The sequence below is a fragment of the Dyella sp. genome, from assembly GCF_035685805.1.
Classification (GTDB): domain Bacteria; phylum Pseudomonadota; class Gammaproteobacteria; order Xanthomonadales; family Rhodanobacteraceae; genus Dyella_A.
Genome location: NZ_DASSAB010000057.1, coordinates 54,034 through 78,118, shown reverse-complemented (window position 1 = coordinate 78,118; position 24,085 = coordinate 54,034). Strand labels below are relative to the sequence as shown.

The 24,085-nt window shown below is 68.3% G+C and carries 25 protein-coding genes; all 25 read left to right on the top strand.

Annotated features, from left to right (window positions below; translation table 11 throughout):
- Window positions 1-495, top strand: a 495-nt coding sequence (locus VFG40_RS16620; RefSeq protein ID WP_324899573.1) for a response regulator, incomplete at its 5' end; no start/stop codon positions are given.
- A 168-nt stretch (window positions 496-663) separates the two neighbouring features.
- A complete protein-coding gene (gene flgB / locus VFG40_RS16615) occupies window positions 664-1,065 on the top strand; it encodes a flagellar basal body rod protein FlgB (protein WP_324899571.1) in 402 nt (133 codons plus the stop codon).
- A complete protein-coding gene (gene flgC, locus VFG40_RS16610) occupies window positions 1,065-1,481 on the top strand; it encodes a flagellar basal body rod protein FlgC (protein ID WP_324899569.1) in 417 nt (138 codons plus the stop codon). The genes flgB and flgC overlap by 1 nt, the downstream gene beginning before the upstream one ends.
- Before the next feature lie 17 nt (window positions 1,482-1,498).
- Window positions 1,499-2,167, top strand: coding sequence for a flagellar hook assembly protein FlgD (locus tag VFG40_RS16605; protein WP_324899567.1), 669 nt, complete (start codon window positions 1,499-1,501; stop codon window positions 2,165-2,167).
- Window positions 2,168-2,206: 39 nt separating this feature from the next.
- The gene (gene flgE / locus VFG40_RS16600) at window positions 2,207-3,424 is read left to right on the top strand and encodes a flagellar hook protein FlgE (protein ID WP_324899564.1); all 1,218 of its coding nucleotides are present in this window, start codon (window positions 2,207-2,209) and stop codon (window positions 3,422-3,424) included.
- A gap of 9 nt (window positions 3,425-3,433) precedes the next feature.
- Window positions 3,434-4,174 (top strand): flagellar basal-body rod protein FlgF, encoded by a 741-nt coding sequence (gene flgF / locus VFG40_RS16595; protein WP_324899562.1) that lies wholly within the window; start codon window positions 3,434-3,436, stop codon window positions 4,172-4,174.
- Window positions 4,175-4,208: 34 nt separating this feature from the next.
- The gene (gene flgG / locus VFG40_RS16590; protein ID WP_324899559.1) at window positions 4,209-4,994 is read left to right on the top strand and encodes a flagellar basal-body rod protein FlgG; all 786 of its coding nucleotides are present in this window, start codon (window positions 4,209-4,211) and stop codon (window positions 4,992-4,994) included.
- A gap of 8 nt (window positions 4,995-5,002) precedes the next feature.
- On the top strand, window positions 5,003-5,689 hold the full coding sequence (gene flgH / locus VFG40_RS16585; protein ID WP_324899557.1) for a flagellar basal body L-ring protein FlgH: 687 nt from the start codon (window positions 5,003-5,005) through the stop codon (window positions 5,687-5,689).
- A gap of 194 nt (window positions 5,690-5,883) precedes the next feature.
- Complete coding sequence (locus tag VFG40_RS16580) at window positions 5,884-6,960, top strand: flagellar basal body P-ring protein FlgI (protein WP_324899582.1); 1,077 nt, start codon at window positions 5,884-5,886, stop codon at window positions 6,958-6,960.
- A 1-nt stretch (window position 6,961) separates the two neighbouring features.
- The gene (gene flgJ, locus VFG40_RS16575) at window positions 6,962-7,921 is read left to right on the top strand and encodes a flagellar assembly peptidoglycan hydrolase FlgJ (RefSeq protein WP_324899555.1); all 960 of its coding nucleotides are present in this window, start codon (window positions 6,962-6,964) and stop codon (window positions 7,919-7,921) included.
- Between the two features lie 93 nt (window positions 7,922-8,014).
- Window positions 8,015-9,892, top strand: a complete 1,878-nt coding sequence (gene flgK / locus VFG40_RS16570) for a flagellar hook-associated protein FlgK (RefSeq protein WP_324899553.1) — start codon at window positions 8,015-8,017, stop codon at window positions 9,890-9,892.
- A 5-nt stretch (window positions 9,893-9,897) separates the two neighbouring features.
- Window positions 9,898-11,121, top strand: coding sequence for a flagellar hook-associated protein FlgL (gene flgL, locus VFG40_RS16565; protein ID WP_324899551.1), 1,224 nt, complete (start codon window positions 9,898-9,900; stop codon window positions 11,119-11,121).
- Between the two features lie 290 nt (window positions 11,122-11,411).
- Window positions 11,412-12,854 carry a flagellin N-terminal helical domain-containing protein gene (locus VFG40_RS16560; protein ID WP_324899549.1) on the top strand — a complete coding sequence of 481 codons (1,443 nt, stop codon included), beginning with the start codon at window positions 11,412-11,414 and terminating at the stop codon, window positions 12,852-12,854.
- Between the two features lie 364 nt (window positions 12,855-13,218).
- Window positions 13,219-14,613 carry a flagellar filament capping protein FliD gene (fliD, locus tag VFG40_RS16555; RefSeq protein WP_324899545.1) on the top strand — a complete coding sequence of 465 codons (1,395 nt, stop codon included), beginning with the start codon at window positions 13,219-13,221 and terminating at the stop codon, window positions 14,611-14,613.
- A gap of 14 nt (window positions 14,614-14,627) precedes the next feature.
- Window positions 14,628-15,056 carry a flagellar export chaperone FliS gene (fliS, locus tag VFG40_RS16550; RefSeq protein ID WP_324899543.1) on the top strand — a complete coding sequence of 143 codons (429 nt, stop codon included), beginning with the start codon at window positions 14,628-14,630 and terminating at the stop codon, window positions 15,054-15,056.
- Complete coding sequence (gene fliT / locus VFG40_RS16545) at window positions 15,056-15,358, top strand: flagellar protein FliT (protein ID WP_324899541.1); 303 nt, start codon at window positions 15,056-15,058, stop codon at window positions 15,356-15,358. Before fliS ends, fliT begins: the two co-directional genes overlap by 1 nt.
- Window positions 15,359-15,418: 60 nt before the next feature.
- On the top strand, window positions 15,419-15,973 hold the full coding sequence (locus tag VFG40_RS16540) for a PilZ domain-containing protein (RefSeq protein WP_324899539.1): 555 nt from the start codon (window positions 15,419-15,421) through the stop codon (window positions 15,971-15,973).
- Window positions 15,974-16,386: 413 nt separating this feature from the next.
- Complete coding sequence (locus tag VFG40_RS16535) at window positions 16,387-17,793, top strand: sigma-54 dependent transcriptional regulator (RefSeq protein ID WP_324899537.1); 1,407 nt, start codon at window positions 16,387-16,389, stop codon at window positions 17,791-17,793.
- Between the two features lie 234 nt (window positions 17,794-18,027).
- Window positions 18,028-18,372 (top strand): flagellar hook-basal body complex protein FliE, encoded by a 345-nt coding sequence (gene fliE, locus VFG40_RS16530; protein WP_324899535.1) that lies wholly within the window; start codon window positions 18,028-18,030, stop codon window positions 18,370-18,372.
- Window positions 18,373-18,413: 41 nt separating this feature from the next.
- Complete coding sequence (gene fliF / locus VFG40_RS16525) at window positions 18,414-20,126, top strand: flagellar basal-body MS-ring/collar protein FliF (protein ID WP_324899533.1); 1,713 nt, start codon at window positions 18,414-18,416, stop codon at window positions 20,124-20,126.
- Window positions 20,119-21,126: a flagellar motor switch protein FliG gene (gene fliG / locus VFG40_RS16520; protein ID WP_324899531.1), complete on the top strand. Its 1,008-nt coding sequence runs from the start codon at window positions 20,119-20,121 to the stop codon at window positions 21,124-21,126. Before fliF ends, fliG begins: the two co-directional genes overlap by 8 nt.
- Window positions 21,126-21,767, top strand: coding sequence for a FliH/SctL family protein (locus VFG40_RS16515; RefSeq protein WP_324899529.1), 642 nt, complete (start codon window positions 21,126-21,128; stop codon window positions 21,765-21,767). Before fliG ends, VFG40_RS16515 begins: the two co-directional genes overlap by 1 nt.
- Window positions 21,764-22,207: a hypothetical protein gene (locus tag VFG40_RS16510; protein WP_324899527.1), complete on the top strand. Its 444-nt coding sequence runs from the start codon at window positions 21,764-21,766 to the stop codon at window positions 22,205-22,207. Before VFG40_RS16515 ends, VFG40_RS16510 begins: the two co-directional genes overlap by 4 nt.
- On the top strand, window positions 22,204-23,568 hold the full coding sequence (gene fliI, locus VFG40_RS16505; RefSeq protein ID WP_414649322.1) for a flagellar protein export ATPase FliI: 1,365 nt from the start codon (window positions 22,204-22,206) through the stop codon (window positions 23,566-23,568). The genes VFG40_RS16510 and fliI overlap by 4 nt, the downstream gene beginning before the upstream one ends.
- A complete protein-coding gene (gene fliJ, locus VFG40_RS16500) occupies window positions 23,565-24,017 on the top strand; it encodes a flagellar export protein FliJ (RefSeq protein WP_324899525.1) in 453 nt (150 codons plus the stop codon). The genes fliI and fliJ overlap by 4 nt, the downstream gene beginning before the upstream one ends.
- The last annotated feature ends 68 nt before the right edge of the window (window positions 24,018-24,085 follow it).

Sequence of the window (24,085 nt, the reverse complement as noted above, 5' to 3'; positions counted from 1 at the left end):
GTCGTCGACGTGGAGCATGTGCTGGCCAGCATCGACGCGGCGCCGGCCGAGCTGTCCGTGCAGATGCAGCGCGTGGCCGGCGCCCGTTCGCTGGCTCCGCGACGGGTGATGCTGGTCGACGATTCGCTGATTGTCCGTCGCCGGCTGGTCAACCTGTTCAAGCAGATGAATATCGAATGCGTGGTGGCGACGGATGGCCGCGAGGCGCTCGACCGCCTGCTGGAACTGGCCGCGGCCGATCCGGTCGACGGAGTCAGGCTGGTGGTGTCGGACATCGAGATGCCGCGGCTGGACGGCTATGCGCTGACCCGTGCGATCCGCGAGGCGCCGGGCCTGCGCCAGCTCAAGGTGGTGCTGCACAGTTCGCTCAGCGGCATCTTCAACGAGGCGATGGTGAAGGAGGTCAAGGCCGACTGCTTCGTCGCCAAGTTCCAGCCGGACCTGCTGGCGCAGGCGGTGCTGGAACTGCTGCCCGAGCCGGCGCCGGCGGACTGACGTTCCGGCGGCTCGCTCCGCCCGGCGTCAACAATCCGTCTTTCGGCGGCGCCGCTGCGATGGCGGTGCCGACGGTTGCCGTGCCAGCCCAGCAGCAGCAACGCTTTTCCCATGGTGGCATGCAATTTGCCTCCAGCTCCGTGCGGCAACTGCACGCGGAGCGAAGCGATGAGTCTGACCCCTGACAACCTGTTCGGCATACACACCCAGGCACTGGACCTGTGGCAGCGCCGTACCGAAGTGCTCGCCAACAACCTGGCCAATGCCGACACGCCGGGCTATCTCGCCCGCGATGTCGACTTCCGCAAGGTGCTGGCCGCCGCGGGCGGCGCTTCGGACAAGCTGCCGTTGCAGACGACTGGACCCGGCCAGATCGGCGCGGCCGACCAGGCCGCGGACGGGCTGGCGTACCGCGTGCCGACCCAGCCGAGCATGGACGGCAATACCGTCGATGCGCAGGCCGAACAGGCCGCCTTTGCCGCCAATGGCGTGCACTACCAGGCCAGCCTGTCCTTCATCACTGCACAGATCCGCATGCTGCGCACCGCCATCAACGGAGGCCAGGGCTGATGTCGCTCTTCTCGATTTTCAACGTCGCCGGTTCCGGCATGGCGGCACAGTCGCTGCGCCTGAACACGGTCGCCAGCAACCTCGCCAATGCCGACAGCGTGGCGACCACGCCGGAAGCGGCCTACCGCGCGCGCGAACCCTTGTTCGCCGCCGTGAAGAGCCGGCTGGACGGCGGCGATGCGCCGGGTGAAGGCGTGCAGGTGCTCGGCGTCACCGAGAGCCAGGCGGCGATCCCGAGCCGCTACGAACCCGGCAACCCGCTGGCCGACGCCGACGGCTACGTCTACAGCAGCAACGTCAATCCGGTGGACGAGCTGGTCAACATGATTTCCGCCTCGCGTTCGTACCAGAACAACGTCGAGGTGATGAACACCACCAAGCAGTTGATGGTGAAAACCCTCGACCTCGGCAAGTAGTCCGACGGAGCGCACGCATGACCATCAACACCATCGGCAATGCCGGCAACAGCGCCGCAACGACGGGGCAGATCGCCAAGGAGGCGAGCGCCGGCGGCATGACGCAAAGCGACTTCCTCAAGCTGATGACCGCCCAGCTGCAGGCGCAGGACCCCACCAACCCGGTCGACAACTCGCAGTTCGTCTCGCAGATGGCGCAGTTCAGCCAGCTGCAGTCGACCCAGGACCTGGTCGGTTCGGTGCAGACGCTCAACAGCACGGTCAATGGAGCGCTGCAGACCTCGCAGGTGCTCGGCTCGTCCAACCTGGTCAATCGCGAGGTGCTGGTGCCGTCCTCCAGCATGAGTTTCGCCGGCGCCAGCGTCACCGGCGCGGCGAACGTGACGGTGCCCGGGAACCTCACCGTGAGCGTGATCGACGGCAGCGGCAACGTGGTGCGCACGATGGCGGTGCCGGCGCCGAGCGCCGGGCTTACCCAGTTCAGCTGGGACGGCAAGGACGACGCCGGCAACACGGTGCCCGAGGGCGCCTACACGCTGTCCGCCAGCAACGCGGGCAGCCCATTCGATACCTATGTGGCAGGCAAGGTGACCGCCGTCGGCTATGGCGGGAGCGCCGTGGGCACCTATCTGCAAGTGGCTGGCGTGGGCGGCGTCGCGCTCAGCCAGGTGGCACAGATTCTCTGACGCACGCGTCGTAACCACACTTTCAGCGAGGAACATCCCATGGCTCTGAACACCGCACTCACCGGCATCAACGCGGCGCAGTCCGACCTCAACGTCATCGCCAACAACATCGCCAACGCCAACACGACCGGCTTCAAGGGCTCGCGTGCCGAGTTCGCCGACGTGTTCGCGGTGACCGGCCTCAACCTCAACTCCACCGCCACCGGCAGCGGCGCACGCCTGCAGACCGTGGCGCAGCAGTTCGCCCAGGGCGACATCGAGACCACCAACAATTCGCTCGACCTTGCCATCAGCGGCAACGGCTTCTTCGTGGTCAACGACGGCAGCGGCGCGCAGTACACCCGCGCGGGCGACTTCAAGAAGAGCCCGGACAATTTCGTGCAGACCACCTCCGGTGCGCGGCTGCAGGTCTATCCGCCGGACGGCCTGGGCGGTTTCGACTCCAGCACGCTGACCGACCTGAAGCTGGTCTCTGCGCAGAGCAATGCCACCGCCACTTCGCTGGTCACGGTCAGCTCGAACCTGCCGGCCAGCGCTACCGTGCCCGCGGGCGCGTTTTCGCCGACCGACTCCACCACCTTCAACAACGCCACCCCGGTCACCGTGTACGACTCGCAGGGCGGCTCGCACCAGGGCACCGTGTACTACGTCAAGACGGCCACCAATGCGTGGGACGCGCACCTGTACGTGGACGGCAACGACGCCGGTACCCAGGCGATTACCTTCAACACCAGCGGCAATCTGGCCACTCCGGCCAACGGCAACCTGGCGTTCAACCCGGTCAATCTCGCCAACGGCTCCAATGCGCTGACGCTCACCGTCAACGTCACCAACACCACCCAGTTCGGTACCGACTACTCCGCCGGGGCGATCTCGCAGAACGGCTTCGAGGCCGGCACGCTGTCGAACATCGACATCGATTCCAAGGGCGTGGTCACCGCCTACTACTCGAACAACCAGAGCAGCCAGATCGGCCAGATCGCGGTGGCCAACTTTTCCAACCTGCAGGGGTTGCGCCAGGTCGGCGACACCACCTGGGCGCTCAGTGGCGACTCCGGTTCGGCGGTGATGGGCTCGGCCGGCACCGGCCAGTTCGGCGACATCCAGGCCGGTGCGCTGGAGTCGTCCAACACCTCCGACACCACCGCGCAGCTGGTCAACATGATCAAGGCGCAGCGCAACTACCAGGCCAACGCGCAGGTGCTCACCACCGACAACACGCTGGCCTCGGCGCTGTTCAACGCGGTCGGCCGGTAATCGATCGCCATGGACCGTTCACTCTATGTGGCAATGACCGGGGCGACGCAGATCATGCGCGCCCAGGAAGCCGTGAGCCACAACCTGGCCAACGCCTCCACGGTGGGCTTCAAGAGCGAGCTGAGCGCGTTCCAGAGCCTGCAGGTGCAGGGGCAGGGCACCGCCAGCCGCATCAATGCGGTCGCGCGCGGCATCGGCGCGGACCTCACCCAGGGCACGGTCAACAGCACCGGCCGCTCGCTGGACGTCGCCGTGCACGGCAGCGGCTGGATCGCGGTGCAATCGCCGGACGGCTCGGAAGGCTACACGCGTGCCGGCGATCTGCAGCTCACCGCCGACGGCCTGCTTACCGATGCCAGTGGCCATCCGGTGCTGGGCAATGGCGGGCCGATCAGCCTGCCGGCCAGCACCCAGATCGCCATCGGTGACGACGGCACCATCTCCACCGTGCCGATCGGCGAAGGCCCCAGCACGATTGCGGCACTGGACCGGATCCGCCTGGTGAACCCCGACGCCACCGAGCTGGTGCAGGGCGGCGACGGCCTGATGCACGTGGTCGGCGGCGGCAATGCTCCGACCGACAGCGCCGTGCGCCTGACTTCCGGCGCGCTGGAGTCCAGCAACGTCAATGCTTCGACGGAGCTGGTGAAGATGATCGCGCTGTCGCGGCAATACGACATGCAGGTCAAGTCGATCAAGGCGTCGGAAGACAACGCCCAGTCGGCATCGAAATTGCTTCAGTCGAATTGACCTGCAGTTGCACCTCCCAAGGAGTCCCTGACCCATGCTTTCGTCCCTCTGGATCGCCAAGACCGGCCTCGATGCGCAGCAGACGCGCATGGACGTCATCTCGAACAACCTCGCCAACGCCAACACCACCGGCTTCAAGAGCTCGCGGGCGGCGTTCCAGGACCTGATGTACCAGAACCGCGGCCAGCCGGGCGGGCAGACCACCGAGCAGACGCAGTCGCCCTCGGGCCTGATGCTTGGCACCGGCGTGCGCGTGGTGGGCACCGAAAAGCTGTTCACCCAGGGCGGCGTCACCCAGACCGGCAACTCGCTGGACGTGGCGATCGAAGGACGCGGCTTCCTGCAGGTGAGCAAGCCTGACGGCACCATCGCCTACACCCGCGACGGCTCGCTGCACACCGACGCCAACGGCCAGCTGGTGACCGCGGACGGCTATTCGCTGGATCCGGCGATCACCCTGCCGACCAACGTGCAGAGCATCTCCATCGGCAACGACGGCACCGTCTCGGCGACCACCAACGGTTCGGCCGCCTCGGTGCAGGTGGGCACGCTGCAGCTGGCCGACTTCGTCAACCCGGCCGGCCTGCAGCCGGACGGCAACAACCTGTTCCTGGAGACCTCATCCAGCGGCGCGCCGCAGACCGGCCAGCCCGGCCTCAACGGCATGGGCACGCTGATGCAGGGCGCGCTGGAGTCCTCCAACGTCAACGTGGTGGAGGAGATGGTCAACATGATCGAGACCCAGCGCACCTACGAGATGAATTCCAAGGCGATCAGCGGCGTCGACCAGATGCTGCAAGACCTGACCAACAAGATGTGAGCACCCGCATGAAGCCGATCGCCTCCCTCGCTCGCTGCACCGCCGCGCTCGCCCTGCTGGCGCTGGCCGGTTGCGCTTCGATGCCCGCCAGCCGCGAGGATGGCCAGTGGGCCGCCACCGCGCCGATGCAGCCGGAAGCCGCGCCGGTGGCGGACGGCTCGATCTACCACGACACGCAGAACATGGAGCTGTTCGCCGACCCGCGCGCGCACCGCGTGGGCGACATCCTCACCGTGCTGCTGCTGGAGAGCACCCAGGCCAGCAAGAAGGCCACCACCAGCACCAGCAAGACCGACAAGACCGCACTCGATGCGCCGAACATCCTCGGCCAGGGACTCACGCTCAACGGAAAGAGCGCCAGCATCGGTCTCAGCGGTGACCGCAGCTTCGACGGCAACGGCACCTCCAGCCAGAGCAACCAGCTCAGTGGCCAGATCACCGTCACCGTGGCGCAGCGCCTGTCCAACGGCAACCTGATGGTGCGCGGCGAGAAGCTGCTGACCATCAACCAGGGCCAGGAAATGGTGCGGATCTCCGGCATCGTGCGGCCGCAGGACATCAACCCGGACAACACCGTGGCTTCCAGCCGCGTGGCCGACGCCCGCATCGCCTACACCGGGCGCGGCTCGCTGGCGGACGCCAACACCCAGGGCTGGCTGTCGCGCTTCTTCAACTCCAAGTGGATGCCGTTCTGATGAAGACCCGTCGGCTGATGAGGCATCTGCGCAACCATTCGGTGCCCGCCACCGTGCACGCACCGTATGAAACCCGCAGCCACGAGCCCGCTTTCGGCGGCGTGTCGGGCGACCGCGCGGCCGACACGCTGCGTCGCGGCGAGATCCGCCGCACCCTGCTGCGCTGGCGCAGCTTCGGCACCAGCGCGCTGGTGATGCTGTGCGTGGCGCTGGCCGCGCCGGCCCATGCAGACAAGATTCGCGACCTCGCCTCGGTCGGCGGCGTGCGCTCCAACCAGCTGATCGGCTATGGCCTGGTGGTGGGGCTGGACGGCTCCGGCGACCAGACCACGCAGGCGCCGTTCACCACCCAGAGCCTGGAGAACATGCTGCAGCAGTTCGGCATCGTGGTGCCGGCCAGCGCGCGTCCGCAGCTGAAGAACGCCGCGGCCGTGGTGATCACAGCCGACCTGCCGCCGTTCGCCAAGCCCGGCCAGCAGATCGACGTCACCGTGGCCTCGATCGGAAACGCCAAGAGCCTGCGCGGCGGCCAGCTGCTGATGGCCCCGCTCAAAGGCGCCGACGGCAATACCTATGCGATCGCCCAGGGCAGCGTGGTGATCGGCGGCATCAGCGCGCAGGGCAAGAGCGGCTCCAGCGTGCAGGTGAACATTTCCGACTCCGGGCGCATTCCCAACGGCGCGTCGGTCGAGCGCAGCGTGCCGTCGGCGTTCGGCAACGGTGGCGACCTGGTGCTCAACCTCAACACGGCCGACTTCACCACCGCCTCGCGCGTGGTCAAGGCGATCAACGGCGCCTACGGCGCCGGTACGGCCAACGCGCTCGACGGCGGCTCGATTGCCGTGCGCAGCCCGCAGGACCCGTCGCAGAAGGTGTCTTGGCTGGGCGATATCCAGAACCTCGACGTGACCCCGGCCGACGCCCCCGCCCGCGTGGTGGTGAACTCGCGCACCGGCACCGTGGTAATCGGCTCGGACGTGCGCGTGAGCGCCGCGGCCGTGGCGCACGGTTCGATCCAGGTGACCATCAGCGAGCAGGCGCTGGTCAGCCAGCCGGCGCCCTTCAGCGGCGGCCAGACCGCGGTGGTGCCGTCCAGCGACGTGCAGATCAGCGAGGAGGGCGCGCACATGTTCAAGTTCGGTCCCGGCGTGAGCCTGGACACGATCGTGCGCGCGGTGAACCAGGTCGGCGCCGGTCCGAGCGACCTGATCTCGATCCTGCAGGCGCTCAAGCAGGCCGGTGCGCTGCACGCGGAGCTGGTGGTGATCTGACATGGCCGCCGGCATCGACAGCGCAGCGCAGAACCTCAATACCTGGACCGACCTGTCCGGCTTCAGCGCCCTGCGCCAGAGCGCACAGGCCGATGCCAAGTCGGCGTTGCCGGTGGTGGCCAAGCAGTTCGAGTCGATCTTCACCCAGATGGTGCTGAAGTCGATGCGCGACGCCAGTTTCGGCGACCCCAACTTCGACAGCCAGGCCAGCGATTCGTGGCAGGGCCTGGCCGACCAGCAGCTGGCGGTGACGCTGTCCAACCAGGGCCACGGCCTGGGCATTGCCGAGATGCTGGTGCGCCAGCTGGGCGGCAAGGATGCGCCCACGCCGGCCGGTGCCAACGGCGTCGCAGCAAAATACGGCAGCGAGGACGGCTGGCTGTCGCGGCTCGGCTCGGTGGCACGCGCCGCCGGCTCCGCCGCGGCCAGGACGGCGTCGCATTTCATTCCCGGCGATCCGGTGGACTTCGTCACCAAGATGGCGCCGTTCGCGCAGAAGGCGGCGGAGAAACTCGGCGTCTCGGTGCGCGCGGTGCTGGCGCAGGCCGCGCTGGAAACCCAGTGGGGCAAGCACATGCCGCAGCACGGCGACGGCACGCCCAGTTTCAACCTGTTCGGCATGAAGGCCGGTTCCAGCTGGGACGGTGGCCGCGTCAACGTACCCACGCTGGAGGTGGAAGGCGGCGTGCCGGTGCGCAGGCGCGCCGCGTTCCGCGCCTACGAATCGCCCGCGCAGTCATTCGATGACTATGCCCGGCTGCTCGGCGACAACCCCCGTTATGCGCAGGCGCTGGGCAAGGGCGACGACGTGGCCGGGTTTGCGCGCGGGCTGGTGCAGGGCGGCTACGCCACCGACCCGGCGTATGCCCACAAGATCGCCGCCATCGCCAACGGCCCGGCGATGCGCCAGGCGCTCGATGCGCTCAAGAACGGCGTCACCACGCCGATGTCCTCCGAATGACGACCGCGATCCGCCGCATGCTGAGCTTTGCCCGCCCGTTCGCGGGGCGGGTCGCCGTGCGCGGCTGTTCGATCACGCGCCAAGGATCCACCCATGGCTAACCTGCTCAGCACCGGCATCTCCGCGCTCAATGCGGCGCAGGTGGCGCTCAACACCGTCGGCAACAACATCTCCAACGCCGGCACCGACGGCTACAGCCGCGAGGTGGTGCGCCAGGTCGAGCGGGTGGCGCCGAGTTCGCCGCGCTACACCATTGGTGGCGGCGTCGACGTGGTGGCGGTGGAGCGGGCGTATTCGAGCTATCTCACCGGCGCGGTGTGGACCAGCAACGCCAACCTGTCGCGCGCCAGCACCTACAACGAACTGACCACCACCTTGAACAGCGCGCTGAGCGCCAGCGGCGACCTGCAGGGCGCGCTGGACAGCTTCTACGGTGGCTTCGACACGGTGGCCAATGCACCGAACTCCGGCTCCGGGCGGCAGGCGCTGCTCGGCGGTGCCGCGACCGTGGTGGCCGTGTTCAACACGCTCGGCGCGCAGTTCGACAGCCAGCAGAAGCAGATCAACGGGCAGATCACCAACACCGTCAAGAGCGTCAACACCACGCTCGACAACATCGCCGACCTCAACCGCCGGATCCACGACAACATTGGCAGCGGCACGCCGAACGCGCTGCTCGATCAGCGCGATGCGCTGGTCAACACGCTGTCGGGCTATCTCGGCGTGACTGCCGTGAGCGAGTCCGATGGCACCCTCAGCGTCTACAGCACCAGCGGCCAGAGCCTGGTCAGCGGCAGCAACACGTTCAAGCTGGCGACCAGCAACGATCCCTACGACACCGGGCGCGTCAACGTGGTGGACGCCGCCGGTACCGACATCACCAGTCGTCTCGGCGGCGGCCAGCTCGGCGCGCTGCTCGACTACCGCAGCAACGTGCTCGACCCGGCGCAGAACCGGCTCGGCCAGGCGGCCATCGCCCTGGCCAACAGCGTCAATGCGCAGCAGGCCAAGGGGCTCGATCTCAATGGCCAGCTCGGCGCGCCGATCTTCTCGCTGCCCGCGCCGCAGGCGCTGCCGGACAGCCGCAACACCGGCTCGGCGACCGTGTCGGCGGCCATTGGCGACACCTCGGCGCTGACCACGTCCGACTACACGCTGCGCTACGACGGCAGCGCCTGGAGCCTGGCCACCCGCGCCGGGCAGGCCGTGCCGCTCACCACCAATCCCGATGGCAGCCTCAGCGGCGCCGGGCTCACGCTCACGGTCGGCGCTGGCGCGCAGGCCGGCGACAGCTTCCGCATCCAGCCCACCCGCAACGCCGCCAGCAGCCTGGCGGTGAGCCTGACCGATCCGTCCGGCATCGCCGCGGCCGCCGCGCTGCAAGGGTCGGCCACCAGCGGCAACAGCGGCACTGCCGCGGTTGCGACGCTGGCTGTCACCGATGCGGCGAACCCGGCGTTGCTGGACGGTGCGACGGTGAGTTTCCCCACCGCCGGCACTTACGCCATTACCGATGCCGGCGGCACCGTCATCGGCAGTGGCGCGTACGCGGCAGGGCAGACGCTGTCGGCCAATGGCTGGAGCCTCACCCTTTCCGGCACGCCCGGGGCCGGTGACAGTTTCGCCATCGGCGCCAACAGCAATGGCCTCAACGACAACGCCAACGCGCTGGCGCTGGGCCGTCTCGCCGACGCCGGCGTGCTAGACGGCGGCAACACCTCGGTGATCGACAACTACACCCTGCTCACCACGCAGATCGGCAACGCCGGCGCGCAGGCCGGCAGCAACCTGACCACGCAGACCAGCCTGTACAACCAGGCGATGTCGGCACAGCAGGCGGTGTCGGGTGTGAACCTGGACGAGGAAGCGGCCAACCTGGTGCGCTACCAGCAGGCCTACCAGGCGTCGGCGCAGATCATCTCCACCTCCCAGTCCATCTTCAGCAGCCTGCTCGCTGCCGTGCAGAGGTAACCGCCATGCGCCTTTCCACCAGCTGGATGTACCAGCAGTCGCTGGGCACGATGATCAACCAGCAGAGCACGCTGGCGGCGACGCAGAACCAGGTGAGCACTGGCAAACGCATCAACGTCGCCTCGGACGATCCGGCTGGCGCCGGGCGCGTGGTCAGCCTCAACCACGTTCTCGCGGCGAACACGCAGTACACCGCCAACATCGACGCGGCGGCCACGCGGCTCGACACGGCGCAGTCCACGCTCAACTCGGTGAACGATCTCTACAACAGCGCGCGCGACCTCACCCTGCAGGCGCTCAACGGCTCACTGGCCGACAGCGACCGCCAGGCGATCGCCACCCAGCTCACCCAGCTTCGCGATCAGCTGGTGCAGCAGGCCAACACCACCGATGCCACCGGCCAGGCGCTGTTCGCCGGCACCAGCAGCACCGCGGTGCCGTTCGTGAAGAATCCGGACGGCAGCGTCAGCTACGGCGGCAACAGCGGACAGCCGCGGGCGGCCATCGGTGCCGGGCTCACCGTATCCACGGGCAATTCCGGCAGCAGCATCTTCATTGATCTCGCCGCCGGCAATGGTCGCTTTGCGGCCAGCGCCAGTCCTGCCAACGCCGGTGGCGTGGTGGTGGGCGAGAACACCGTGTCCGATCCGGTCGCCTATGCGGCGGGCGTGGCGGCGAACGGCAGCTACACCGTGAGCTTCGACGGCGCCGGCAACTGGAGCGCGCTGGACGCCGGCGGTAATCCGGTGCTCGACGGCGGCGGCAACCCGGTGGTCGGCAGCTACGCCGACGGCGGCAGCCTCAGCTTCAACGGCATCACGCTGAATCTCGAAGGCGTGCCGCAGGCCGGTGACTCCATCAGCGTGCAGCCGGATGCGTCGCAGGACGTGTTCACCACGTTCAACAACCTCATCGGTGCGCTGCAGGCCGGCGGCAGCTCGGCGCAGCTGACCAATACGCTCAACCGCCAGCTGGAGTCGCTCGATCAGGCGCAGGCGGCGGTGACGCGGGCCGAAGTGGATATCGGCGGGCGCACCAATGCCCTCGCCGCACAGCGCTCGGCTTACGAAGACCTCAGCGTGACCTACAAGAGCACGCTGTCCGATACACGCGATGTGGACGTCTATACGGCCATAAGCAATCTGTCGATCCAGTCGACCGCACTGCAGGCGTCGCAGCAGGTGTTCGCCCAGGTGAAGTCGCTGAGCCTGTTCAACTACATCAAGTAACTCCCGCTCTCGCAAAGGCAGGACGCCGCGGCTCTGTCCGCGGCGTTTGCGTTTCCGGGCTCGCCACACGTGGGTCTACAGCACGCGCCGCCGCGGCCGATACGCAGTGCGTTCCAGGCGGTCGAAGCAGGCGGACTCGCGCTTCGAAAAAAAATCAAGTGTTGGTGCTCAAGTAATTTTCGCTCGTGACGAAACAGTCCCTGAGGCGGAAGGCATCCCACACGGAACCCCGCCGGGAATACAACAAGCCCCACTATCCGGCTCAACGGTTTCCGTCAGGAGAAATTCCAATGTCACTGGTCATCAACACCAACGTTTCCTCGCTGAACACGCAGAACAACCTGTCCAAGTCGCAGAGCGCGCTGGCCACCGCCACGCAGCGTCTGTCCTCGGGCCTGAAGATCAACAGCGCGGCCGACAACGCCGCCGGCTTCGCCATCTCCCAGCGCTACACCACGCAGATCGGCGGCCTGGCCCAGGCCAGCGCCAACGCCTCGGACGCGATCAACCTGGCGCAGACCACCGGCTCGGCGCTGGATCAGGTCACCGCCAACCTGCAGGCGATCCGCGACTTGGCCGCGCAGTCCGCCAACGGCACCTACAGCGACGCCGACCGCAAGACCATCGACAACGAAGTGCAGCAGCGCCTGGCGGAAGTCACCCGCATCGCCAACCAGACCACCTTCAACGGCAAGCGCGTGCTGGACGGTTCGCTGCAGTCGCAGAGCTTCCAGATCGGCGCCAACGTTGGCCAGACCGTCTCGGTGAGCCTGGGCCAGAGCGTCAAGACCAGCGACCTGGGCCAGGTGGCCGAGGTCAAGACCGGTGACATCAGCGCCGCGTTTGCATCGGGTACTGGCGTCACGCTCGCTGCCGGTGACCTGTCGGTCAACGGCACCGACGTCACCGGCACCTTCAGCACGGCCGCCGACCTGGCCACCGCGCTGACCGCCGCCTACACCGCCAGCGGTACCGGCACGGGCGCCACCTTCACCGCCAGCGGCAACGAGATCACGATCGACAACAGCGCCGACAGCACCGACGCGGTGACCATCGCCGGCGCCAATGCGCTGGGTATCGCGACCGTGGCGGCCAGCGGCACCGGCACCTCCACTGGCGTCGCCACCGCGGTCAGCGCCACGCTCGCTGCTCCGGATCTCTCCACGGAGGGTCTGACGATCAACGGCACCGCGGTCGACCTGACCGGCGCCAAGAGCCTGCAGGACGTGTCCGATGCAATCAATGCGGCCGGCATCGACGGCGTCAGCGCCGCGGTAAGTGCCGATGGCAAGGGCGTGAACTTCTACTCCAACAGCGCCCTGACCATCGCTGACACCGGCGGCAACATCGTCGGCGCGAACGCCACGGACGTGAATGCATCGGCCACGTACACCGCGGGCACCGCGGCAGCCGTCGGCGGCTCGCTGGCCGGTGGTTCGGTGGGCACGGTGGATGGCGCCAACGATCTCATCTCGCGCATCGACGTGGCGCTGAGCTCGGTGGCCGACTTCGCTGCCCAGCTGGGTGCGGTGCAGAACCGCTTCCAGTCGACGATCTCCACCCTGAGCTCGCAGTCGACCAACCTGAAGGCCTCGCAGTCGACCATCCAGGACGCCGACTTCGCGGCCGAGACGGCCAGCCTGAGCAAGGCGCAGGTGCTTCAGCAGGCCGGTATCTCGGTGCTGTCGCAGGCCAACTCCAACCCGCAGCAGGTGCTCAAGCTCCTGCAGTAACAGGTCGCACCGGCGCCTGCCCTCGTGGCGGGGCGCCGGCAAGATCGGCGGGCCTCACGGCGGCATCGAGCAATCGATGCCGCTTTTTTTTCTCCGTGGCCTCGATCCGTCGCGGGCGGGCTCGGGCGCGTCCGCGGATCACGGGAGCAGCCGACCGCAACGTCACGGCTTCAAGTAAATGCGCCGGCGGCCGATAGATTTCTGACGCGGAAGACTCGCTCATGGCCAGGCGCCCCACCGGCGCCGTTGGGCCGGGTGGACAGGTGCCGCGCTTGCTTCACGTCGCCGGGCACTTGCTGGCGAAGTTCTTGCTTACGGTCCTTCGTTACCTTGTCTGCGCGTCAGAAAATCCACGGGAGTCGGCATGGCCATCAACAGCGTCAACACCTCAGGCAGTGCAGGCAGCGGCGTGCTCAGCTCGGCGGGTGTCGGCTCCGGCCTGGACGTGGACAGCATTGTCACCGCGCTGGTCAACGCGAAAAAGGCCGGCCCGCAAGCGCAGATCACCAGCAAGGCCACCCAGACCAACGCAACGCTCACCGGTCTGGCCTCGCTGAGCTCGGCACTGAGTTCGCTGCAGTCTTCCCTGACCAAGCTCACCACCACCAGCACGTTCGCCAGCTTCGGCGCCACGCTGGCCGACAGCACCATCGGCAGCACTGCCACGCTTGCCAGCGCCCAGCCTGGCAACTACTCGCTGGTGGTCAGCAACCTGGCGGCAGCACAGAAGCGCAGCAGCGACGCCTACGCCAAGACCGCGGCGATCGGCGCCGGCAACCTCACGCTGAGCGTGGGTGCCAAGAGCAGCACCCTCGCCATCGGAGCGACCGACACCGTCGCGGACATCGCCGCCAAGATCAACGGCGCCTCGGACAACCACGGGGTCACCGCCACCGTGGTCAATGGCGCCAGCGGCGCCCAGCTGCTGCTCAGCTCCAGCCAGACCGGCGTGGCCAACGGCTTCAGCGTGAGCACGGACGGCGGCAGCAGCAGCGGCCTGGCAGCGCTGGCGACCAAGTTGAACACCAGCGGCGCCAACGAGGCGAAGGACGCGCTGATCTCGCTCGATGGCATCGATATCACCAGCGCCAGCAACAGTGTCAGCGGCGCCATCGACGGCGTCACCCTCAACCTGTCCGCGCCGGGAAGCACCACGCTCACGGTGACCCGCGACACCAGCGTCGCCAGCAAGGCGGTGCAGGGGTTCGTCGACGCCTACAACAGTTACGTCAAGACCGTCGGCACGCTGTCCAGCTACGACAAGGACTCCGGCCAGGCGGGCATCCTGCTGGGCGACACCACGCTCGGTTCGGTGCAGCGGCAGATCTCCTCGCTGCTCGGCAGCAAGGTGGCGGGCAACAGCATCGGCTCACTGGCGTCGCTGGGGATCACCCGCAGCGCGGACGGCACGCTCGCTCTGGACAGCGCCAAGCTCGCTGCCACGCTGCAGAGCAACCCCTCCGGTGTGCAGGACCTGTTCGCCGGCCCGGGCGGCTACGCCAAGCGGCTGAACTCCGCACTGGACAGCTTCACCGCCTCGGGCGGGATCATCGGCACCCGCCAGCAGAGCCTCACCGCCAGCCTGAGCCGCCTCAACACGCAGCAGAGCCAGCTCGATGCCCGCCTGAGCGTGTACGAGCAGCAGCTGCGCGACCAGTACGCGGCGCTGGACACGCTGATGTCGCGGCTGAACAACACCAGCAGCTACCTGACCGGGGCGCTGGCGCAGCTCGAAGCCACCTACACCAAGAAAAGTTGATTCCGGAGCGCCCCATGACCTACGGACCCATGCGCAACGCCAGCGCCCTCTACCAGCAGAACCGCGCCGCCGGCGGCGTGGAAAGCGCCGACGCGCACCAGCTCATCAGCATGCTGATGGAGGGCGCAATGGATCGCATTGCCCAGGCTCGCGGCCACCTTCTTCATGGCAACACCTCGGCCAAGGGCGACAGCATCGCCCGGGCCGTGGCGATCGTGGGCGAGTTGCGCGAGAGCCTGGATCACAAAGTCGATCCCGCCTTCAGCCAGCGGCTCGAGTCGCTCTATGAATACGTGACGCGCCGGTTGCTGTTTGCCCAGCTGCACGACGATGTCGGTGCGCTGGACGAAGCCGCGCGCCTGCTGGCCCCCGTGCGCGAGGGCTGGATGGGCATTCGCAGCGCCTACCTCGCGCAGGCTGCCGCGCAGGCGCAGGGCGCGTAATGCACGACGAGCTGCCCGACGAGTTGCGCCAGGCGCTGGCGAGCAGTAGCCAGATGCTGGTGGCTGCCCGTGCCGGCGACTGGCCAGGCGCAAGCGTGCTCCAGGCCGCCTGCGACGCCAGCCTGCGCAAGGCGCCGCTGAACAGCGCCGGCCTGATGGCCTTGCGCCAGCTGCAGCTGGACCAGTGCGCACTGCTGGAGCTGGCCGGGCGGGCGCGCGACAGCGTCAGCCGCGAGCTGTCGCAACAGCGCACCAACCACCGCGCCGTCAGCGCCTATCTCGATGCCGCCGATCCGGCCTGAGCGGGGCCGCTGCTACCGTGCCAGCGGGCCCGGGCAGGGTCCGCGCCGAGGAACCGAACCATGAACGACGCCCTGTGGCTGGCCTTCTCCGAACGCGTCTGCGTGGAGGATCGGGTGCGGCTGGTGGTGGAGGCGCTGGATCCGGCAATGGATCGCGCAGCCCTCGCACGCCTGGCCGAGCGCAACCTGGCCACGCTGGCCAGCATCGCCGCGCTGGAGGAGCGCCGCAGCGAAAGCACCGATGACGACAACCCGGTGCTGCAGGAGCTGGGGCGGCTCGACGCCAAGCTCAACGCGCTGGTGGACATCGTCAACCGCCTGCTGACACCTGCCGACACCCTGCCGCCGCGTCAGCGGCTGCGCTTCAATGCGCTTGGTGCCCTGCTGCCCTCGGCGCTGTTGCCGCCGGACGACCGGCTGCTGGTGCGAGTGCACCTGGACGGCTGCCCCAGCCTGCCGCTGGAGTTGCCGGCGCGGGTGCAGCGGCGGCTTGAGGATGGCTTGGCATTCGTCGGCTTCGAAAGCATGAGCGAAGCGACCACGACCGCACTCGATCGCCTGGTGTTTCGTCTTCACAGGCGCAAAGTTGCCGAGGCGCGTCAGTCCCTGACGTGAGCGTCTGGACGCGAAGTGACACAAAGTGATGGGTTTCACGTAAACGGTTTCATCGCGCCCCGTTAAAAGCGTGCTCGGAATCACATTTTTTGGGGTGATTGCGAAATTTTTTTGGCGAGCCAAGATCCCGACGTGCCCTGTCTGGTCACTCCTTCGAAGGCTCATCACGTACGTGAAACCGTCTTCACGCAAGCACTTACACGCCGATCGGAGATTCCGCACGCACGACCTTCACGCGAGGTGACGCAGAGCGGCGGTTCACGCGACGTTTACATGGCGCCAGCGCTTTGGCATTGGCCTTCTTCTTGCTCCCTCTCTCGACGTGGACCGGCGATAAACCGTCGCGGTCCTTACGGGCGGCTCCCCCATTTCCATGCCGCCACATCGATCGAGTCATAAAGAGGCGTTGCACGATGAACACGACGGACTTCCTGGTAATCGAGTCGGATGCGGCACGGGCCGACTCGGTCATCTCCGCGCTGCAGTTTCTCGGCTTCCACCCGCAGCGCAGCGAGACGTTGGACCAGGAGGCGCTGACCACCACGGCATGGCGCGGTGTCTATGTCGGCGACACCGGCAACGCGCCGCGCGCCGAAGCCCAGCTGGATGTGCTCGGCCATGCCACCCAGGTACCGCTGCTGCTGGCCGAGGATTCGCCGTGGGCATCGCGCCTGCTCGGTGCCAGCTCGCCGTTCTCCTCGCACGTGGGGGTGATCGGTTTCCCGCTGCGCTACGAGCAGTTCGCCGAAGCCATGCGCTGCGCCACCGCGCGTAGCCCGGCCGGCCGCCGCGGCGAGCAGCGCTTCGTCGGCGAATCGCGCGCCATGGGGCGCCTCAATGCGCTGATCCGCCAGGTCGCACCGTTCGACTCCAGCGTGCTGGTGCTGGGCGAGTCCGGCACCGGCAAGGAAATGGTCGCGCGCACCATCCACGACTGCTCGCCGCGCAAGGACAAGCCGTTCATCGCGATCAACTGCGGCGCAATTCCTGCCGAGCTGCTGGAGAGCGAGTTGTTCGGCCACGAAAAAGGTGCCTTCACCGGCGCCATCAGCGCCCGCAAGGGCCGCTTCGAGATGGCCGAGGGTGGCACGCTGTTCCTGGACGAGATCGGCGACATGAGCCTGCCGATGCAGGTCAAGCTGCTGCGCGTGCTGCAGGAGCGGATGTTCGAGCGCGTGGGTGGCAACAAGACCCTGCGCTGCGACGTGCGCATCATCGCCGCCACCCATCGCAACCTGGAGCAGGCGATTGCCGATGGCCGCTTCCGCGAAGACCTGTTCTACCGCCTGAGCGTGTTCCCGCTGGAGCTGCCGGCGCTGCGCGAGCGGCTGGAAGACCTGCCGGTGCTGGTGGCCGAGTTCAACCAGCGGCTGGAGCGCCGCGGCGTGGGCTCGATGCGCTTTGCGCCCAGCGCGCTGCAGGCACTGCGCTGCTACCCGTGGCCGGGCAACGTGCGCGAGCTGTGCAACCTGGTCGAGCGGCTGGCGATTCTCTATCCGCATTCCGAAGTGCGCGCCGGCGACCTGCCGGAGCGCTACCGCGGCGCCTCGCTGGTGGAAGAGCCCAGCGGCAGCAACCTGCTGGCGATGATGGACGAAGCCAGTGAACCGGCCACCGCGGGCAACGACGCCACGCTGCTCCCCGAGGGCGGTATCGATCTCAAGGATCACCTGGCCGATATCGAGGTGGGCCTGATCCGCCAGGCGCTGGACGTCACCGGTGGCGTGGTGGCGCACGCCGCCAAGCTGCTGCACATGCAGCGCACCACGCTGGTGGAGAAGCTGCGCAAGTACGGGCTGCAGAGCGGTTTGGCGGCTTAAAGGCGGGGCACGGGGAACGGGGAACATCGGAATCGCGTCGGCGTGCAGTGATCGGCTTGCCCACCGCCCGCGTCGGTTTCTCTTTCCCAACGCCTCAGCCGCTCGCTCGTCCTCTCCCTGACAGTCCCTCCAGTCGCTGCAACCGCTCCGTTCCCTGTTCCCGGTTCCCCGCCCGCACATGGCACAGCTCTTGCTGCACATCCACGTAAACCCGTCACGCGTTGGAAAACCGTCATGACCTCGATCGACGTCAACAGCCTGCTCACCCAGATGCGCCAGATGTCCGCCCAGGTGCGTACGCCCGATGTGGCGTTCTCGTCCACCGCGGCGCCCTCGGCGGTGCCGGCGGCCGGGCGCAGCGACTTCGGTTCGCTGCTCAAGCAGTCCATCGCGGCCGTCGGCGACAACCAGGCCGACGCCGGTCGCATGGCGGCGGCGTTCGAGCGCGGGGACAAGGGCGCCGATCTCGGTCGCACGATGGTGGCGATCCAGAAGGCCGACCTCTCGCTCAACGCGATGACCCAGGTGCGCAACAAGCTCGTCGATGCCTACAAAGACATCATGAACATGCCGGTCTGACGACCGCCTTTCTTCGCACGCACCGATAACGAGCACTCCCCATGGCAGACGGCGGCATGAGCACCACGGAACCGAAGGTCGACGGCGAACATCCCGCCGCGCGCCTCGACCTGCGCGACATCGCCCGCAGTCCCGCCTCGCGCCAGCTGATGCTGCTGGTGGGCGTGGCGCTCGCGGTGGCGATGGGCGTGGCGGTGGTGCTTTGGTCGCGTGGTCCCAGCTTCGGCATGCTGTATGCGGGGCTGGACCAGAAAGACGCCGCCGCCATTACCCAGGCGTTGCAGGCGAGCAACACCCCGTACACGCTGGCCGGTGACGGCACCACCATCATGGCGCCGCAGGGCGACCTGGCCGCGATCCGCCTGCGCCTGGCGGGGCAGGGCCTGCCGCAGGGCAGTGCCAACAGCACCGCGATGCCGGCGGCCGACTCGCCGTTCGGCATGAGCGACATGGCCGAGCGCACGCGCTACCAGCAGATGCTGGAAAACGACCTCGGCAGCACCATTGGCGGCCTGCAGTCGGTGAAGTCGGCGCGCGTGCACCTGGCGCTGCCCAAGCCCTCGGCGTTCATCCGAGACAACCGCCAGGCCAGCGCTTCGGTGCTGGTGTCGATGTTCCCCGGCCGCCAGCTCGACGCCAGCCAGGTGGCGGCGATCGTGCATCTGGTGTCCTCCAGCGTGCCCGAGCTCGATCCGGGTCAGGTGTCGGTGGTCGACCAGCAGGGTCAGCTGCTCACCGGCGACGCACCGGACAGCGCCGCGGCGGTGGGCGACACGCGCCTGCGCCTGGCCACGCGCATCGAGAACACCTATGCCCAGCGCATCGAGGAGCTGCTCACGCCGCTGGTCGGCGCCGGCAAGGTGCGCGCCCAAGTCTATGCCGACCTGGACTTCAGCCAGACCGAGAAGGCGACCGAAACCTACGATCACGACCACCCGGCGCTGCGCAGCGAGCAGACGGCGTCGGAGCAGCGCAGCGACGGCAGCGCCAGTGGCGCGGTGCCGGGCGCACTGAGCAACCAGCCGCCGAACACCGTCAGCCAGCCGACCGCGGCCAACCCGCAGGGCGGCCCCGGCAAAGCCGCCGGCGCGACCGGCAGCAACGCCACCACGGCGGCTGCGGTCACGCCCACCGAATCCAACTCCAGCGCCACCCGCAACTACGAGCTCGACCGCACCATCAGCCACGTCAGCGATCCCGCCGGCCGGCTCGCCCGGCTGAGCGTGGCAGTGGTGGTGGACGACAAGGTCAGCGGCAGCGGCAAGGACGTCAAGAACGTGCCGTTCACCGCGCAGGAGCTCGAGCACCTGACCGACCTGGCCAAGAACGCGGTCGGCTTCAACGCCGCGCGCGGCGACACCGTGAGCGTGGTCAACCAGGCGTTCCATCGCGAGACGGCCAGCGACGACGCGCTTCCGGCGATGCCGTTCTGGCAGCGTCCGGGGATGCTCGACCTGATCAAGCAGGGCGCCGGCATCCTGGTGGCACTGCTGGTGGCATTCGGCCTGCTGCGTCCGCTGCTCAAGGGGCTGTCGCGTGGCCCGGCCCGCCCGGCCACGGCGGCGGCCGCAGCGCTGCCGTCGCCGATGCCGAAAGTTTCGGTGCGCGTGGACGATATCCCTGAGGACGAGCCTGCCCGCATCGGGCAGGCAATGGCCTACGAGCAGAAGATCAACATGGCGAGGCGGTTGGTAAGCGAGAACCCCAAGCAGGTGGCGCAGGTCGTGCGCAGCTGGGTGGGCGACAATGGCTGAGCAGACGGTAAGCGAAGGCGCCCGCCAGGCCGCCATCCTGTTGCTGACGCTCGGCGAGCAGGACGCCGCCGAGGTGCTCAAGCACCTCTCCGCCCGCGACGTGCAGGCAGTCGGTTCGGCCATGGCCGGGCTCACCAGCGTGTCGCGCGGCGAAGTGGAAACGGTGCTCAACCGCCTCAACGAAGATGTCGGCCAGCAAACCGCCATCGGCGTCGGCACCGAGGACTACATCCGCAAGATCCTCACCAACGCGCTGGGCGAGAGCAAGGCCGGCGGGCTGATCGACCGCATCCTGCTGGGTCGCTCCAGCAAGGGGCTGGAGTCGCTCAAGTGGATGGAAAGCCGCGCCATCGCGGAGCTGATCAACCTGGAGCACCCGCAGATCATCGCGCTGGTGCTGGCGCACCTGGACCCCGACCAGGCCGCCGAAGTGCTCGGCTACCTGCCGCCGCGCGTGCGTTCGGACGCGGTCATGCGCATCGCCACGCTGGACGGCGTGCAGCCGCATGCACTGAACGAGCTGGATGAAATCATGGAGCGCCAGTTCTCCGGCAACTCCAGCAAGCTCAAGTCCGCCAGCGTGGGCGGCCTGAAAGCCGCCGCCGACATCCTCAATGCGATGGAAACCAGTCGCGAAGCCGAGCTGATGAGCGCGATCCGTTCGCACGACGCCACGCTCGGCGGGCGCATCGAAGAGTTGATGTTCGTGTTCGACGACCTGGCCGAGCTGGACGATCGCGGCATGCAGACGCTGCTGCGCGAAGTGCCGTCGGCCCGCCTGACGGTGGCGCTGAAGGGTGCGGAGCCTGCCATGCGCGAAAAGATCTTCGCCAACATGTCCAAGCGCGCCGCCGACATGCTTCGCGACGACCTGGAGGTGTCCGGTCCGGTACGCGTGAGCGAAGTGGACGCAGCACAGAAGGAGGTGCTGATGATCGCGCGCCGGCTGGCCGATGCAGGCCAGCTCAATCTTTCCTCTGGCGGCGATGACTTCGTCTGATGGCCGCGCAGATCATCCGCGATTCATTCGACGGCGCCGAGCGGTGGGAACTGCCTGCCGTGGGCGGCGTACGTGCCCAGGCCGCGCCGGCCAGCGAGCTGCCGCCGCCGCCGACGGTGTTCGAGCTCGAAGCGCTGGAGCAGCAGGCGCGTGACGAGGGTTTTGCCGCCGGCCATGCCGAGGGGCTGGCCGCAGCCGAGCGTGAGCGCCGCGCGCTCGCCGCCCGGATGGAGGCCCTGTTGAACGCGGCCGCGCGCCCGCTGGCCACGCTCGACGACGCCACCGAGCAGGAGCTGGCACGTCTGGCTACCGTGATCGCCCGGCGCGTGGTGGCGCACGAGCTCGCGCTCGCCCCCCAGCGGGTGGTGCAGGCGGTGCAGCAGGCAGCCCGCGCGTTGCCGGCGGCCACCCGGGAGTTGCGCGTGCGCCTGCACCCCGACGACCTGGCGCTGCTGCGCGAGCTGGCAGTCAGCGAGGAGCACTGGCAGCTGCTGCCCGATCCCGCCCTGTCGCGCGGCGACTGCCTGCTGGAGAGCGAGCGTTCGCGTCTGGATGGCCGTGTCGACACCCGCCTCGCTGCGGTGGTGGATGCGGTGCTGGGGACAGATGAAGACGACGGTTCCGCGGAGGTGACCGCATGAGCGCCGCCTCGCCGCTGGCCCGCGTCATCGCATTCGAGAGCCACCCGCTGGCATTGCGCCGCCGCGCGGAGCGTACGCAGGCCCCTGCGCCGGTCGATCCGCTGGAGATCGCACCGGCTCGCGCCACCGACGTGCTTGAACGCACGAGCTGCCGCGCGCAGCAGCGCCAGTGTCGCGACCAGCGGCTCGCCGAGCGCGCGCGCCTGGTGGTGTTCCGCCCGATGATTTCGTTTCGCACGCTGCTGCGCCGCTGGCGTCGCGGCGTTCCGTTTTCGCGCCTCTGGTGCGCCCCCGCGAAGCTGGCCGTCCCGTCTTCCTCCCTCGACGAGGCCGCGCATCAGCCCAAGCGATCCCCCCGTCCCGCGGGGGTACACCGGTTGCGCGATCTTTCTGCCACCCGACTGCGCCGCAAGCCGGCGGCACGGACCGCGACACCGTGAGCGCCGAGCCGCTGGACCTGCGCGGCGCGCGCTGGCGCGAGCAGCTGGCGCGTCGCGCGCGCCGTGCCGAGTTGGTGCCGGCGCTCACCGTCGAAGGGCGGCTGCGCCGGGTGGTCGGCCTCACGCTCGAGGCCGAGGGCTGCGAGGCGGCGCTGGGTTCGCGTTGCCTGGTGGATGCCGCCGACGGCGAGCAACTGGATACCGAAGTGGTCGGCTTTGCCGATGAGCGCCTGCTGCTGATGCCGGTCGGGGAGATGCACGGCGTGCTGCCCAATGCGCGCGTGCGCCCGTGTTCGCGCAACGGCGGCTTGCCGGTAGGCAACGGCCTGCTCGGTCGGGTGATCGGCGCCGACGGCATTCCGCTCGATGGCCTCGGCGCGCTGGAAACCGACGAACAGGCCGCGCTCAAGCGCGAGCCGATCAACCCGATGGCGCGCAAGCCCATCGACACTCCGCTTGATACCGGCGTGCGCGCGATCAATGCGCTGCTTACCGTCGGACGCGGTCAGCGGCTCGGCCTGTTTGCCGGCTCCGGCGTGGGCAAGTCGACCCTGCTCGGCATGATGACCAAATACACCGACGCCGATGTCGTGGTCGTCGGCCTGATCGGCGAACGCGGTCGCGAGGTGAAGGAATTCGTCGAGCACACGCTGGGCGAGGAAGGTCGCCGCCGCGCGGTGATCGTGGCCGCGCCCGCCGATGCGCCGCCGCTCAAGCGCCTGCGCGGCGCGCAGTACGCCACGGCCATTGCCGAATGGTTTCGCGACCGCGGCCTGCGCGTGCTGCTGCTGATGGATTCGCTCACCCGCTACGCCCAGGCGCAGCGCGAGATCGCACTGGCCATCGGCGAACCGCCAGCGACCAAGGGCTATCCGCCGTCGGTGTTCGCGATGCTGCCGGCGCTGGTGGAGCGCGCTGGCAACGACGCGCAGGGCGTCGGCTCGATCACCGCGTTCTACACCGTGCTGACCGAAGGCGACGACTACCGCCACGATCCGATCGCCGATGCGGCGCGCGCGATCCTCGATGGCCACATCGTGCTGTCGCGCGACCTCGCCGAGTCGGGTCACTACCCCGCGATCGACATCGAGGCATCGATCAGTCGCGTGATGCCGGCAGTGGCCCGGCGCGAGCACATGCAGGCGGCGCAGCGGTTCCGCCAGATCTATTCGGCGTACCGCCAGCAGCGCGACCTGATCGCGGTGGGCGCCTACCAGAAGGGCTCCGATCCCCAGGTGGACCGCGCCATCGTGATGTGGCCGCGCCTGCGTGCGTTCCTGCAGCAGGAGGTCGACGAGCCGATGACCCTGGCCAAGGGCATCGAGGCCCTGCGCACCCTCACCGGCGACGGCGAGGCATGAGTGCGTCGCGTGCGGACCGCCTGCAGCCGGCCGTCGACCAAGCGCACAAGCGCCGCGAGGACGCCATGCAGCAGCTGGCCGAGCAGCAGCAGCGACTGGCCAAGGCCGAGCTGCAGCTGAGCGAGCTCAAACGCTATCGCGCCGACTACGCCGCTGGCGGTGGTCCCGGCAGCGGCGTGAGCGTCACCGCATTGCTCAACCGTCAGCAGTTCGTGGAGCGGATCGACCGCGCCATCGAACAGCAGCGCGTTGACGTGCAGCGCCAGCAACGCCAGCTCGAACTCGCCCGCGCACAGTGGCGCGACGCCCACGCCCGCGAGAAAGCGCTCGACAGCGTGGTCAGTGGATACCGCGAGCAGGCGCGCAAGGCGGAAGACCGCCGCGAACAGTCCGAGGTGGACGAGCGCATGCAGTACCGGCGCCCGGCCGGCCCGGAACGCTCGTCATGAGCACGGTGCTGGCGCGAACCTTGCTGCGTATTCCGGGCCCCGGCCCAGCCGACGATTTTCCGACGAGG